This is a genomic window from Idiomarina sp. HB, assembly GCF_048059115.1.
Taxonomy (GTDB): domain Bacteria; phylum Pseudomonadota; class Gammaproteobacteria; order Enterobacterales; family Alteromonadaceae; genus Idiomarina; species Idiomarina abyssalis.
Map to the genome: position 1 here is coordinate 351,477 of NZ_JAYLVU010000002.1, position 15,462 is coordinate 366,938.

General features: G+C 46.5%; 11 protein-coding genes and 1 tRNA gene. All 12 read left to right on the top strand.

Going from position 1 to position 15,462, the window contains the following annotated elements; all coding sequences use genetic code 11:
• The first annotated feature begins 67 nt into the window (after positions 1–67).
• The 12 genes from VBY75_RS07495 (at position 68) to fusA (ending at position 15,426) form a co-directional block, all read left to right on the top strand.
• A tRNA-Trp gene (locus VBY75_RS07495) sits at positions 68–144 on the top strand.
• 47 nt (positions 145–191) lie between these two features.
• Complete coding sequence (gene secE, locus VBY75_RS07500; RefSeq protein WP_054491338.1) at positions 192–572, top strand: preprotein translocase subunit SecE; 381 nt, start codon at positions 192–194, stop codon at positions 570–572.
• Positions 573–574: 2 nt separating this feature from the next.
• The gene (gene nusG, locus VBY75_RS07505; RefSeq protein WP_054491337.1) at positions 575–1,114 is read left to right on the top strand and encodes a transcription termination/antitermination protein NusG; all 540 of its coding nucleotides are present in this window, start codon (positions 575–577) and stop codon (positions 1,112–1,114) included.
• A gap of 138 nt (positions 1,115–1,252) precedes the next feature.
• The gene (gene rplK, locus VBY75_RS07510) at positions 1,253–1,681 is read left to right on the top strand and encodes a 50S ribosomal protein L11 (RefSeq protein WP_011233603.1); all 429 of its coding nucleotides are present in this window, start codon (positions 1,253–1,255) and stop codon (positions 1,679–1,681) included.
• A gap of 3 nt (positions 1,682–1,684) precedes the next feature.
• The gene (gene rplA, locus VBY75_RS07515; protein ID WP_054491336.1) at positions 1,685–2,380 is read left to right on the top strand and encodes a 50S ribosomal protein L1; all 696 of its coding nucleotides are present in this window, start codon (positions 1,685–1,687) and stop codon (positions 2,378–2,380) included.
• Positions 2,381–2,645: 265 nt separating this feature from the next.
• Complete coding sequence (gene rplJ / locus VBY75_RS07520; protein ID WP_054491335.1) at positions 2,646–3,164, top strand: 50S ribosomal protein L10; 519 nt, start codon at positions 2,646–2,648, stop codon at positions 3,162–3,164.
• A gap of 54 nt (positions 3,165–3,218) precedes the next feature.
• Positions 3,219–3,593, top strand: coding sequence for a 50S ribosomal protein L7/L12 (gene rplL, locus VBY75_RS07525; RefSeq protein ID WP_054491334.1), 375 nt, complete (start codon positions 3,219–3,221; stop codon positions 3,591–3,593).
• A gap of 218 nt (positions 3,594–3,811) precedes the next feature.
• Positions 3,812–7,840, top strand: a complete 4,029-nt coding sequence (gene rpoB / locus VBY75_RS07530) for a DNA-directed RNA polymerase subunit beta (protein WP_054491333.1) — start codon at positions 3,812–3,814, stop codon at positions 7,838–7,840.
• A gap of 72 nt (positions 7,841–7,912) precedes the next feature.
• Positions 7,913–12,148: a DNA-directed RNA polymerase subunit beta' gene (gene rpoC / locus VBY75_RS07535; protein WP_199495183.1), complete on the top strand. Its 4,236-nt coding sequence runs from the start codon at positions 7,913–7,915 to the stop codon at positions 12,146–12,148.
• A 206-nt stretch (positions 12,149–12,354) separates the two neighbouring features.
• Entirely contained in the window at positions 12,355–12,729 is a 375-nt protein-coding gene (gene rpsL / locus VBY75_RS07540) for a 30S ribosomal protein S12 (RefSeq protein ID WP_006956845.1), read from the top strand.
• A 74-nt stretch (positions 12,730–12,803) separates the two neighbouring features.
• Positions 12,804–13,274, top strand: coding sequence for a 30S ribosomal protein S7 (gene rpsG, locus VBY75_RS07545; RefSeq protein ID WP_054491331.1), 471 nt, complete (start codon positions 12,804–12,806; stop codon positions 13,272–13,274).
• Between the two features lie 28 nt (positions 13,275–13,302).
• The gene (gene fusA / locus VBY75_RS07550; protein ID WP_199495182.1) at positions 13,303–15,426 is read left to right on the top strand and encodes an elongation factor G; all 2,124 of its coding nucleotides are present in this window, start codon (positions 13,303–13,305) and stop codon (positions 15,424–15,426) included.
• Positions 15,427–15,462: the final 36 nt, after the last annotated feature.

The following is a 15,462-nucleotide window of genomic DNA, read 5'->3' on the forward strand; positions in this document are numbered from 1 at the left end:
GCGTCAAAAACCATAATAGGTATAATACCGCGTCCAATCCTGCACCAATTGTAGGGTAGGCAAATTTAGGGGCGTAGTTCCAATTGGTAGAACAGCGGTCTCCAAAACCGACGGTTGGGGGTTCGAATCCCTCCGCCCCTGCCAGATTTTATTGATTCAAAGCGAAGACCGGTCGCAACTAGGATTAAAGAATGAGCGCAAATAACGAGACGCAGAGCAGTTCGTTGAACAGTTTGAAATGGATAATCGCAATCGCCCTTTTAGTTGTTGCTATTGGCGGTAATCACTATTACACAGAAGAAGTGTCGGTTTTATATCGCGCTATTGCTGTGGTTGTTTTAGTGGCCTTAGCAGGTTTCTTTGCAAGCACGACGACGAAAGGAAGAACCTTCCTGTCGTTTGCTAAAGAAAGCCGCACCGAAGTAAGAAAGGTTGTTTGGCCATCGCGTCAGGAAGCAACTCAGACCACGCTTATAGTTATTGTTGCCACTGTTATTGTTGCACTTATTCTTTGGGGCCTTGATGGTATCCTGGTTCGTGTGGTTGGCTTCTTAACCGGATTGGAGATTTAACCATGAGCGATAAGAAACGTTGGTACGTCGTACAAGCTTTTTCCGGTTATGAGGCACGTGTTGCCGAGTCTCTGAAAGAACATATCAAAATGCATGGTATGGAAGACAAGTTCGGCGAAATTCTTGTACCGAAAGAAGAAGTGGTTGAAATGCGCGGTGGCGTTCGTCGCAAAAGCGAGCGTAAATTCTTCCCAGGTTACGTTTTGGTCGAAATGGACATGGACGAAGATGCATGGCACTTAATTAAAAGCGTGCCCCGCGTACTTGGTTTTATCGGTGGCAGCAGTGACCGCCCAACCCCTATCTCCAAGAAAGAAGCTGACGCTATTCTGGATCGCTTACAAGATTCTGCAGACAAGCCTAAGCCTAAGACCTTGTTTGAGCCAGGCGAAGTGGTTCGCGTAAACGACGGACCTTTTGCTGACTTCAACGGTACGGTTGAAGAGGTTGATTACGAGAAAAGCCGTGTAACGGTTTCTGTTTCAATCTTTGGCCGCGCAACGCCAGTTGAGCTTGAGTTTGGTCAGATAGAGAAAGCTTGATCAAAAAAGCAGCAAGACAATGATTGATCTATGGCGCGAAGTCACTTATAATTCGCGTCCTTTTTTAACGGGAAGCCGTTAGAGTAACTTTCCTCTGAAAAGTTACGAGGCGTTAAACCCACAACAGAGGTAATTATCATGGCGAAGAAAGTATCGGCCATTATCAAATTACAGGTAGCTGCTGGTTCAGCTAACCCGTCACCGCCAGTTGGTCCTGCATTGGGTCAGCACGGTGTGAACATCATGGAATTCTGTAAAGCGTTCAACGCGCAAACCGATAGCCTTGAAAAAGGTGCTCCGGTTCCTGTTGAAATCACAGTCTTCGAAGACCGTTCATTCACATTTATTACTAAAACACCTCCTGCGTCTTTCTTATTGAAGAAAGCGGCTGGTATCAAAAGTGGTTCAGGCGAGCCAAACACCAAGAAAGTTGGTACGGTAACTCGCGCGCAATTAGAAGAAATTGCTAAGACTAAAGAACCTGACTTGACTGCTGCCGACATGGACGCAGCTGTACGCACTATCGCCGGCTCTGCTCGTGCGATGGGCTTGAACGTGGAGGGCTAATCAATGGCTAAATTAACAAAACGCGCTCGTATGATCGCAGAGAAAGTTGAAGCCCGTGATTACGATGTGAATGAAGCTATCACTCTGTTAAAAGAGTTAGCAACAGCAAAGTTCACTGAAAGTGTTGATGTCGCAGTAAACTTAGGCATCGATGCTCGTAAATCTGACCAAAACGTTCGTGGTGCTACTGTACTGCCAAACGGTACTGGTCGTGACGTTCGCGTCGCTGTATTCACTTCAGGTGACAATGCAGAGAAAGCGAAAGAAGCCGGTGCAGACATCGTTGGTATGGAAGACCTGGCAGAGCAAGTTAAGAAAGGCGAGATGAACTTCGACGTAGTCGTGGCTTCGCCTGACGCAATGCGTGTTGTCGGTCAATTAGGTCAAATCTTAGGTCCACGCGGCCTGATGCCTAACCCGAAAACAGGTACTGTAACACCTGACGTAGCAACAGCGGTTAAAAACGCTAAAGCAGGTCAGGTTCGCTATCGTAACGACAAAAACGGTATTGTTCACGCAACAATCGGCCGTGTAGATTTCGATAACGACAAATTGAAAGAAAACCTTGAAGCCTTGTTGGCCGCTCTTAAGAAAGCGAAGCCTTCATCAGCTAAAGGTGTTTACTTAAAACGCATCAGCTTGTCTACAACGATGGGTGCTGGTGTAAGCATTGACCAGGCAACTGTAGCAGCGGTTTAATTCGCTCAGTTCGGTTAATGTAATGGTTTATGGGTTGGAGCTGCCGCGGCGTTGCTAAGTCGCAACAAAGCAAGGCTCCCGTCCAAGACCGTAGGTGTACCGCGAGTATCCCGGAATATTGGGTAGTGGCACTTAATTTCCTACGCAGATGGTGATATCCGACTCAGGCTCTCTGGGTAGAGAATCACCGTGACAACGCGGTGGGTTTATCCCACCTAATTGTAACGAGGGACTTCGGTCCCAAATTGAAAACGAGGTGATATCAGTGGCAATTGGTTTAGCCGGAAAGAAAGCCATCGTTAAGGAAGTTAACGAAGTTGCTTCAAATGCGCTAGCCGTCACCGTTGCTGAATATCGAGGCATCGAAGTAGCCGATATGACTGCGCTGCGCAAGAAAGCTCGTGAGCAGGGTATTTTCGTTAAAGTTGTACGAAATACACTAGCAAAACGCGCTTTTGAAGGCACACAGTTTGAAGACATGGGCGATGCACTTAAAGGACCTCTTGTTTATGGGTTTTCAATGGACGCACCGGGCACATCAGCTCGTTTGTTCAAAGACTTCTCAAAAGAAAACAAGAACTTGCAAGTGACAGCTCTGTCAATCGGTAATGGCATCATGGGTCCAGAAAAACTGGATGCAGTTGCTTCACTTCCGACTCGTGACGAAGCATTGGCTAAATTGCTCGCCACCTTCAAAGAACCTGTTAGCAAATTCGTTAAAACTGTTAACGAAGTACCTAGCAAGTTCGTTAGAACGTTGGCTGCAATTAAAGACGCTAAATAATACGTTGGTTTTTTTAACCATTTTTTGTAATTATCAACCCAGGAGTTTAGAGTAATGGCTCTGACTAAAGACGACATCTTAAACGCGATCGCTGAAATGCCAGTAATGGAACTGGTTGAATTGATCGAAGCAGCTGAAGAGAAATTCGGCGTTGACGCATCTGCAGCAGTAGCAGTAGCTGCTCCAGCAGCAGGCGGCGAAGCAGCAGCTGAAGAGAAAACTGAATTTGACGTAATGCTGAAAGCAGCTGGCGCTAACAAAGTTGCCGCTATCAAAGCTGTTCGCGGCGCAACTGGCCTTGGCTTGAAAGAAGCTAAAGCTATGGTTGAGTCTGCACCAGTAGCAGTCAAAGAAGGTGTAAGCAAAGACGAAGCTGAAGAGCTGAAAAAGCAGCTTGAAGAAGCTGGTGCGGAAGTTGAAGTTAAGTAATTTCACTTTTGTACGACATATGGCCTTTTAGGCCTTGGGCTGGTGGTTAATTAACCACCAGCCTTTTTGCGCTGTATCGCTTGTATCATTTTGCCCGACGTTGGATACAGATAAGCGAAAAAAGATAACAACGGGATCGACAGATAAAAGATTAATCTGTTTTTAACCATCGAACCACTCGTTGGTTAGGGTCATCAATCAGCTAGCTGAGGAACCCCATGGCGTACTCCTACTCTGAAAAAAAACGTATTCGTAAGGATTTCGGTAAACGACCTCAGGTCTTAGAAGTTCCTTATTTGCTGTCTATGCAGCTTGATTCATTTAAGAAATTTATTGAAGTCGATCCAGAAGCCAATAATGGTCTGGAAGCGGCTTTTCGTTCGGTTTTTCCTATTGCCAGTTATTCTGGTAATGCGGAACTGCAGTACGTCAGTTATCACATGGGTGAGCCGGCGTTTGACGTTGAAGAATGTCAAATCCGTGGCATTACCTACTCAGCACCATTGCGTGTGAAACTGCGTCTGGTGCTGTTTGATAAAGAAGCAGCTGCCGGTACAGTTAAAGACATTAAAGAACAAGAAGTGTACATGGGCGAAATTCCGTTAATGACAGAAAACGGAACCTTCGTTATCAATGGCACAGAGCGAGTTATCGTTTCTCAGCTCCACCGTTCACCTGGTGTGTTCTTTGATCACGATAAAGGTAAATCTCACTCGTCAGGTAAAGTCCTGTATAACGCGCGTGTTATTCCTTACCGTGGCTCTTGGTTGGATTTTGAATTTGATCCTAAAGACAACGTTTTTGTACGTATCGACCGTCGTCGTAAATTACCGGCGTCTATTATTCTTCGTGCATTGGAATACAGCACTGAAGAAATCCTCGATATGTTCTTCGACACTACTTACTTCGAGATCCTTAAAACTAAGGTGAAGATGCAGTTAGTGCCTGAGCGTCTGCGTGGCGAAACCGCCAAGTTTGACATTAAAGGCGCTGAAGGCGAAGTTTTGGTCGAAAAAGGCCGTCGTATCACCGCACGCCATATTCGCCAGCTTGAACAGCTGGGTATTAAAGAAATGGAAGTGCCGGCTGAATACATGGTTGGAAAAGTATTAGCGAAAGACTATGCCGACAAGAAAACCGGCGAAGTTGTTGGCCATGCTAACGATGTGCTGACTCTTGAGCTTATCGCTGAGCTTAGCGAAGCTGGTATTAAGAAAATTGAAACGCTGTTCGTCAATGATTTGGACCATGGTCCATACATGAGCGAAACCTTGCGTGTAGATTCAAGTAACAATCGCTTAGAAGCCTTAGTTGAAATCTACCGCATGATGCGCCCGGGCGAGCCACCAACGCGTGAAGCTGCAGAAACTCTGTTTGATAACTTGTTCTTCAGTGAAGAACGCTACGATTTATCAACAGTCGGTCGCATGAAGTTTAATCGTCGTTTAGGTCGTGATGACTTAAGTGGTGATAATACGTTATCCAGAGAAGACATCGTTGATGTCATGAAAAAGCTCATCGAAATCCGTAACGGTTTAGATGAAGTTGATGACATTGACCACTTGGGTAACCGCCGTATCCGTTCAGTCGGTGAAATGGCAGAAAACCAATTCCGTGTTGGTTTGGTACGTGTAGAACGTGCAGTAAAAGAACGCTTGTCGCTGGGTGATTTAGATAACACCATGCCACAGGATCTTATCAACGCGAAGCCAATTAGTGCCGCGGTTAAAGAGTTCTTTGGCTCAAGCCAGCTGTCGCAATTCATGGACCAAAACAACCCATTGTCAGAAGTGACGCACAAACGTCGTATCTCTGCGTTAGGTCCGGGTGGTTTGACTCGTGAACGTGCAGGCTTCGAAGTTCGTGACGTACACCCAACGCACTATGGTCGTTTGTGCCCAATCGAAACGCCGGAAGGACCGAACATCGGTCTGATTAACTCGCTGTCTACGTTCTCGCGTACCAACGAATATGGCTTTTTAGAAACGCCTTATCGTCGTATAGAGAATGGTGTTGTAACAGACGATGTTAATTACTTGTCGGCTATTGAAGAAGGCAACTATGTTATCGCTCAGGCGAACGTAGGGCTGAACGACAAAGGCGAATTGACAGAAGATTTAGTGCCATGCCGTCATAAAAACGAATTTACGCTGATGAGTAAAGAGCAGGTCCAGTACATGGATGTTGCACCACAGCAGATCGTTTCTATTGCAGCAAGCATGATTCCGTTCCTGGAACACGATGATGCTAACCGAGCTTTGATGGGCTCGAACATGCAACGTCAGGCTGTACCGACTTTACGCGCTGATAAGCCGTTAGTTGGTACTGGTATCGAACGCACAATCGCAGTTGACTCCGGTGTTACCGTTGTTGCTAAGCGTGGCGGTGTGGTCGACTACGTAGATGCCAGTCGTATCGTTGTTAAGGTTAACGAAGAAGAGATGGTTCCGGGTGAAGCGGGCATCGACATTTATAACCTGACCAAATACACGCGTTCTAACCAGAACACTTGTATTAACCAGAAACCGACTGTGAATCCAGGCGAACCTGTGACTCGCGGTGACGTTTTAGCTGACGGTCCGTCAACTGACTTAGGTGAATTAGCACTGGGTCAGAACATGCGCGTGGCCTTCATGCCTTGGAACGGTTATAACTTCGAGGATTCGATTCTGATTTCTGAGCGCGTAGCGCAAGAAGATCGGATGACAACCATCCATATTCAAGAATTAAACTGTGTCGCTCGTGATACCAAGTTGGGTGCTGAGGAAATTACCTCTGATATACCAAACGTTGGTGAATCTGCATTAGGCAAGCTGGATGAGTCCGGTGTTGTTTATGTCGGTGCAGAAGTTAACGGCGGCGACATTCTGGTTGGTAAAGTAACGCCTAAAGGTGAAACTCAGTTAACGCCTGAAGAGAAGCTTTTGAGAGCAATCTTCGGTGAGAAAGCGTCTGATGTTAAAGACAGCTCACTGCGTGTTCCAAATGGTGTTAACGGTACTGTTATTGACGTGCAAGTATTCACTCGTGACGGCGTAGAAAAAGACAAGCGTGCGGTAGCGATTGAAGAAATGCAGCTGGCTAAGGTTAAGAAAGACCTGACAGAAGAATTTAAGATTCTTGAAGAAGGTATTTACAACCGTGCTCGTAACCTGTTGCTAAGTAATGGCTTTGATGAAGCCAAGCTGGCAAGTGTGGATCGTGCAAGCTGGTTAACTCAAGACTTAGGTAACGAAGACGCTCAGGCTCAACTTGAGCAAATTGCTGAGCAATATCAGCAAATTCGCGATGACTTCGACACTAAGTTTGAGACTAAACGTCGCAAGATCACTCAAGGCGATGATTTAGCGCCGGGTGTTCTGAAAATCGTTAAAGTTTACTTAGCAGTCCGTCGTAGCATTCAGCCTGGTGATAAACTGGCTGGCCGTCACGGTAACAAAGGTGTTATCTCAACTATCATCCCTGTGGAAGACATGCCGCACGATGATGAAGGTAACCCAGTAGATATCGTATTGAACCCGTTGGGTGTACCTTCGCGGATGAACATCGGTCAGATTCTGGAAACCCACTTAGGTATGGCTGCGCGCGGTATCGGTAGCAAGATTGATAAGATGCTGAAACAGCAGCGTGCTATCAAAGAACTGCGTGATTTCTTACAGCAAGTGTATGACTTAGGCGAATGTCGCCAGAAAGTCGACATTAGTGAGTTCTCTGATGATGAAGTCATGCGCTTAGCCGGTAACTTGAAAGCGGGTCTGCCTACTGCTACACCAGTATTTGATGGTGCAGTGGAAGAAGAGATTAAAGCGTTGTTGAAGCTGGCAGACTTACCTGAATCAGGTCAGATTCCGTTATTTGACGGTCGTACCGGTGATAAATTTGAACGTGACGTAACTGTCGGTTACATGTACATGCTCAAATTGAACCACTTGGTTGACGATAAGATGCACGCACGTTCAACTGGCTCGTACAGCTTGGTTACTCAACAACCACTGGGTGGTAAAGCTCAGTTCGGTGGTCAGCGCTTCGGTGAGATGGAAGTGTGGGCACTGGAAGCATATGGTGCGGCTTATACCTTGCAAGAAATGTTGACAGTTAAGTCGGACGACGTGAACGGTCGTACGAAGATGTACAAAAACATTGTCGACAACAACTTGCAGATGGAAGCGGGCATGCCGGAATCCTTCAACGTATTGTTGAAAGAAATCCGCTCGCTGGGCATCAATATCGAGCTAGAACAGAACTAAGACGCTGTTGCTGGAATAAATTGGGGGAGTGCTTGCGCTCCCCGTAGGTTGAACTCCGACAGGAGATAAATCGTGAAAGACTTGCTGAAGCTTTTAAAGCCGACGAATCAGGCAGAAGAGTTTGATGGTATTCGCATCGCTCTTTCGTCTCCAGATATGATCCGTAGTTGGTCATATGGTGAGGTGAAAAAACCTGAGACTATTAATTACCGTACCTTCAAACCTGAACGTGATGGTTTGTTCTGTGCTCGTATTTTTGGTCCGGTAAAAGACTATGAGTGCTTGTGTGGTAAATACAAGCGCCTGAAACACCGTGGTGTTATTTGTGAAAAGTGTGGCGTAGAAGTCACCTTGACCAAAGTACGCCGTGAGCGCATGGGTCACATTGAGCTGGCGAGCCCAGTTGCCCATATCTGGTTCCTTAAATCATTACCTTCGCGTATTGGTTTAATGCTGGATATGACGCTGCGTGACATCGAGCGTGTACTTTACTTCGAATCTTACGTTGTAACTGAAGGTGGCTTAACGTCTCTGGAGCAGGGTCAAATTCTGACAGAAGACGAATACTTAGACGCACTTGAAGAACACGGTGATGAATTTGACGCTAAAATGGGTGCAGAAGCTGTTCTGGATCTATTACGTGCTGTGGATATCGACGGCGATATTCAGAAGTTGCGCGAAGAGTTACCTGAGACTAATTCAGAAACTAAACGTAAGAAAATCAGCAAACGACTGAAGTTACTAGAGGCTTTCCAGGTATCAGGCAATAAGCCTGAGTGGATGATCTTAAAAGTACTTCCAATCCTGCCACCAGACTTGCGTCCGTTGGTACCTTTGGATGGTGGTCGTTTTGCGACATCGGATCTTAACGACTTATATCGTCGCGTTATTAACCGTAACAACCGTTTGAAGCGTTTATTAGACCTTGCTGCACCAGATATTATTGTGCGCAACGAAAAACGTATGCTTCAGGAAGCGGTTGATGCGTTGTTAGATAACGGTCGTCGTGGTCGTGCTATTACTGGTTCTAACAAGCGTCCTCTGAAATCTTTGGCAGACATGATCAAAGGTAAACAGGGTCGTTTCCGTCAGAACTTGCTGGGTAAACGTGTTGACTACTCAGGCCGTTCGGTTATTACCGTTGGTCCTAAGTTACGCCTGCACCAGTGTGGTTTACCTAAGAAGATGGCTCTGGAACTGTTCAAGCCGTTCATCTACGGTAAATTAGAGCGTCGTGGTTTAGCGACAACCATTAAAGCAGCGAAGAAAATGGTTGAGCGCGAAACGGCAGAAGTTTGGGACGTACTTGATGAAGTCATCAAAGAACACCCAGTACTGCTTAACCGTGCACCGACACTTCACCGTTTGGGTATCCAGGCGTTTGAACCGGTACTGATTGAAGGTAAAGCCATTCAGTTGCACCCATTGGTCTGTGCGGCTTATAACGCCGACTTTGACGGTGACCAAATGGCTGTGCACTTGCCGCTGACGCTAGAAGCGCAGTTAGAAGCACGTGCGTTGATGATGTCTACCAACAACGTACTGTCACCAGCAAGTGGCGATCCAATCATCGTTCCTTCGCAGGACGTTGTACTTGGTCTTTATTACATGACCAAAGAAAAAATCAACGGTAAAGGCGAAGGCATGATTTTCAAAGATCCGAACGAGGTTGAAAAAGCCTATCGTACGGGTCAAGTCGAGTTACACAGTCGCGTTAAAGTGCGTATCACCGATACCACCATTGATGAAGACGGTAACCGCACAACGAAAACAGAATTGCGCGATACCACCTGTGGCCGTGCCATTTTGTCACTGATTATGCCAGAAGGTCTGCCGTTTGAGCTGATCAATCAGGCTATGGGTAAAAAGCCAATTGGTCGTATGCTGAACCAGGCATACCGTGACCTTGGTTTGAAAGATACGGTTATTTTTGCTGACCAAATTATGTATACCGGTTTCCATTATGCAATGGTCTCAGGTGCATCTGTCGGTATTAATGACATGGTTATCCCTGAAGCGAAGAAAGAAATTGTTTCTGCAGCAGAAGATGAAGTTGCTGAAATTCAGGAACAGTTCGAGTCAGGCCTGGTAACTGCGGGTGAGAAATACAACAAAGTTATCGATATTTGGTCAACTGCTAACGAGAAAGTCTCGAAAGCAATGATGGATAACCTGTCGAAAGAAATCGTTAAAAATAAAGACGGTGAAGACGAAGAGCAAGCGTCATTCAACTCGGTCTTTATGATGGCGGATTCCGGCGCTCGTGGTAGCCCCGCACAGATTCGTCAGTTGGCTGGTATGCGTGGTTTGATGGCTAAGCCAGATGGCTCAATCATCGAGACGCCAATCGTGGCTAACTTCCGTGAAGGTTTGAACGTACTTCAGTACTTCATCTCTACGCACGGTGCGCGTAAAGGTTTGGCCGATACGGCACTGAAGACAGCGAACTCAGGTTACCTGACGCGTCGTCTGGTTGACGTATCGCAAGACGTTGTGATCATGGAAGAAGACTGTGGCACATACGAAGGTCTTTACATGAAACCGTTGATTGAAGGCGGAGACGTGGTAGAGCCATTGCGTGAACGTGTACTGGGTCGAGTACTTTGTGAGCCGGTAATGAAGCCTGGCAGCGAAGAAGAGTTGCTTCCAAGAAACACATTACTTGATGAGAAAATGTGTGACTTGTTAGAAGAGAACTCTATCGACGAAGTTAAAGTTCGTTCGGTTATCACCTGTGATACAGACTTTGGTGTTTGTTCGCACTGTTACGGTCGTGACCTGGCTCGTGGCCACATGGTTAACCAGGGTGAAGCGGTTGGTGTTATTGCAGCACAGTCAATCGGTGAGCCGGGTACACAGTTAACCATGCGTACCTTCCACATTGGTGGTGCGGCATCTCGTGCAACAGCTGAAAACAACATTCAGGTGAAAAACCCTGGCTCTATCAAGCTGCACAACGCCAAGTGGGTTGTAAACAGCGATAAAGCACACGTTATTACATCACGTTCAACCGAGCTAACGCTGATTGACGAGTATGGTCGTGAGCGTGAACGTTACAAAGTACCTTACGGTGCGGTTCTGAAGAAAGGTGAAGGCGACTCAGTAGACGGCGGCGAAACTGTTGCTAACTGGGACCCGCACACGCACCCAATCATTACCGAGGTAGAAGGTCGCATTAAGTTTGTTGATTTGATTGATGGCGTCACTATGACACGTCAAACGGATGAGCTGACTGGCCTTTCAAGCATCGTTGTACTGGAAACTGGTCAACGTACCAGTGCCGGTAAAGACATGCGTCCAATGGTTAAGTTGGTTGATGCTAAAGGCAACGACGTAAACATCGCAGGTACTGACATTCCGGCGCAATACTTCTTGCCGGGTAACGCTATCATTAACCTGGAAGATAATTCCGAGGTTAGAATTGGTGATACCTTAGCGCGTATTCCACAGGAAGGTTCTAAGACTCGCGATATTACCGGTGGTCTGCCACGAGTTGCTGACTTGTTCGAAGCGCGTAAGCCAAAAGAACCAGCAATTCTTGCAGAGAAAACAGGTACAGTTTCCTTCGGTAAAGAAACCAAAGGTAAACGCCGTTTATTGATCACCCCAACAGACGGTGGCGATCAGCACGAAGAGATGATTCCGAAGTGGCGTCAGCTGAACGTGTTCGAAGGTGAGCAAGTGACTAAAGGTGAAGTTATCGCCGATGGTCCTGAAGCACCTCACGATATTCTCCGCCTACGTGGCGTTAGTGCTGTGGCTAACTACATCGTTAATGAAGTGCAGGAAGTTTATCGCCTGCAAGGTGTAAAAATTAACGATAAGCACATTGAAACTATTGTTCGTCAAATGCTGCGTAAAGCCCTTATTTTACGTGCTGGCGATACTAACTTGCTGGAAGGCGAGATGGTTGAAATGTCAGAAGTGTTAGCCGCTAACGCAAAAGCGGAAGCGGATGGTAAGAAACCAGCAACGTTTGAACGTCAGTTGTTGGGTATTACCAAGGCATCGTTGTCGACTGAATCGTTTATTTCAGCGGCTTCGTTCCAGGAAACAACGCGTGTTCTTACCGAAGCAGCAGTTGGCGGTAAGAAAGACAGCTTACGTGGACTGAAAGAAAACGTAATTGTTGGTCGTCTGATTCCTGCGGGTACAGGTTACTCATATCACAAAGAGCGCATGCAGCGTCGACTGGATGAACTGAATGTTGATATCGAGCCAACCATGACTGCAGAGCAGGCAGAGCAACAACTTGCGGATGCCTTAAATGCTGGAAATAGTTCTGCAGGTGATGATTCTGCAGAATAATTAGCGAACGTTTTTAACGTTCGTGTACAGAAGCCGGTACTGTAAAAGTGCCGGCTTCTTTTGTATAGCCTTGACAGGCGAAAATATGACCATTAGAATTTCCGCTCCCGATTTTCGGGATCCGACTTTCAGTGGTCGGAAGAAAGCGATTTTTCACGCTCTATACACGTGGTAAAAAGCGACATCAACTAAACTAGGAGTAATGAATGGCAACAGTTAATCAGCTGGTGCGTAAAGGCCGTCAAAAGCCCGTTGTGAAAAGCAACGTTCCGGCTCTTGAAGCGTGCCCTCAAAAACGCGGTGTATGTACCCGTGTTTACACAACTACGCCAAAGAAACCGAACTCAGCAATGCGTAAAGTTTGCCGTGTTCGTTTAACGAACGGTTACGAAGTTTCTTCGTACATCGGTGGCGAAGGTCACAACTTACAAGAACACTCAGTCGTACTAATTCGTGGCGGTCGTGTAAAAGACTTGCCAGGTGTGCGTTATCACACAGTACGCGGAGCACTTGACTGCTCTGGTGTTAATGACCGTAAGCAAGGTCGTTCTAAGTACGGCGCGAAGCGGCCTAAATCTTAACGGTTCTCCGTTAGTAAGGCCAAACTGTCGTATACGTTTTGGGTAATACCCTGAATTAATCGGAGAATATTGAGATGCCAAGAAGACGCGTCATAGGTCAACGTAAAATCCTTCCAGATCCTAAGTTCGGATCAGAATTGTTGGCCAAATTTATCAATGTCGTCATGGTTGACGGCAAGAAAGCAGTCGCTGAAAAAATTATTTACGGTGCATTGGACATCCTGGCAGACAAGTCAGGTAAAGATCATCTGGAAGTTTTTGATACAGCATTAGAAAACGTTCGCCCTACAGTCGAGGTTAAATCTCGTCGTGTTGGCGGTTCTACGTATCAGGTTCCGGTTGAAGTTCGTCCAGTTCGTCGTAACGCACTGGCTATGCGCTGGTTAGTTGATGCAGCGCGCACCCGTGGTGAAAAATCTATGTCGCAGCGTCTGGCAGCTGAAATGCTAGATGCATCGGAAAACAAAGGGTCAGCTGTGAAGAAACGTGAAGACGTTCACCGCATGGCAGAAGCAAACAAAGCGTTTGCTCACTATCGCTGGTAATTCACAGTTAACCTAGAAGGAGTTTATTGTGGCTCGTAAGACTTCCATTGAGCGCTATCGTAATATCGGTATCTGTGCTCACGTAGACGCCGGTAAAACAACCACAACTGAACGTGTGTTGTTTTATACAGGCTTGTCTCACAAAATTGGTGAGGTGCACGATGGTGCAGCCACCATGGACTGGATGGAGCAAGAACAAGAGCGTGGTATCACTATCACGTCGGCAGCTACCACCTGTTTCTGGCAGGGTATGGACAAGCAGTTCCCTGAGCATCGTGTAAACATCATCGATACTCCTGGACACGTTGACTTCACTATCGAAGTTGAACGTTCTCTGCGTGTTCTTGACGGTGCTGTTGTTGTACTTTGTGCATCATCTGGTGTCCAGCCTCAAACTGAAACAGTTTGGCGTCAGGCAAACAAATATGAAGTACCGCGCATGGTATTCGTCAACAAGATGGACCGTGCAGGCGCAGACTTCTTATCTGTTGTTCACCAAATGAAAACGCGTTTGGCGGCTCAGGCTGTTCCGATGCAGTTACCAGTAGGCGCAGAAGACAACTTCCGCGGCGTAGTGGACTTAGTTAAAATGAAGTTCATCAACTGGAGCGAAGAAGACATGGGTACTTCATTCACTTATGAAGATATCCCTGCCGAGATGGTTGATGACTGTGAAAAATATCACGCTGAGTTAGTAGAAGCTGCGGCTGAAGCTAACGAAGAGCTGATGAACAAATACCTGGAAGAAGGTGAGTTAACAGAAGCGGAAATCAAGCAAGGCTTGCGTATTCGTACTCTGGCTAACGACATCTGCTTGGTAGCTTGTGGTTCTGCGTTCAAAAACAAAGGTGTTCAGGCTGTGCTTGACGCTGTTATTGAATACTTGCCGTCACCAACTGAAGTTAAGCCTATTACTGGTATTTTGGATGACGAATCTGAAGGCGTACGTAAGTCGTCTGATGAAGAGCCATTCTCAGCTCTGGCATTTAAAATTGCGACTGACCCATTCGTTGGTACGTTAACGTTCGTTCGTGTTTACTCTGGTGTATTGAACCAGGGCGACGGTGTTGTTAACCCTGTTAAGAACAAGAAAGAACGTGTTGGCCGTATGGTGCAGATGCACTCAAACAGCCGTGAAGAGATCAAAGAAGTTCGCGCTGGTGACATCGCGGCACTAATTGGTCTTAAAGACGTTACTACTGGTGACACGCTGTGTGATCCAGCTCATAAAATCACACTTGAGCGTATGGAATTCCCTGAACCAGTTATCTCGGTTGCAGTAGAGCCGAAAACTAAAGCTGACCAAGAGAAAATGGGTATTGCTTTAGGTAAATTGGCTGCAGAAGATCCATCGTTCCGTGTTAAAACCGATGAAGAATCTGGCCAGACAATTATCTCTGGTATGGGTGAGCTTCACCTGGACATCATCGTTGACCGTATGAAGCGTGAATTCAAGGTTGAATGTAACGTAGGTCAGCCTCAGGTTGCTTACCGTGAAGCGATTCGTAACTCGGTTGAAATCGAAGGCAAATTCGTACGTCAATCAGGTGGTCGTGGTCAGTTCGGTCACGTTTGGTTGAAACTTGAACCAATGACTATCGAAGAAGACGATAACGGCGATGATGTTACTTACAAATTCGTTAACGAAATTGTTGGTGGTGTTGTACCGAAAGAATACATCCCTGCAGTAGACAAGGGTATCCAAGAACAGATGCAGCAAGGCGTCTTGGCTGGCTATCCTGTACTGGGTGTTAAAGCGACGTTGTATGATGGTTCATACCACGATGTCGACTCTTCTGAAATGGCATTTAAAATTGCTGGTAGCATGGCCTTCAAAAAAGGTGCATTACAAGCTAACCCAGCTCTGTTAGAGCCAATGATGAAGGTTGAAGTTATCACTCCGGAAGAATCTATGGGTGATGTCGTTGGTGACTTAAACCGTCGTCGCGGTCTTATCGAAGGTATGGAAGAAGCTCCAGGTGGCTTGAAAGCAGTTAATGCTCAAGTACCACTGTCAGAAATGTTCGGTTATGCGACAGACTTGCGTTCACAGACGCAGGGTCGTGCATCGTACTCTATGGAGTTCCTGAAGTACGCTGAAGCACCAAACAACATTGCTGAAAAAGTAATGGCTGAGCGTAACGCTAAATAAGTAAGGTCTGGTCCGGTTCTTTCGAGGCCGGGCTTT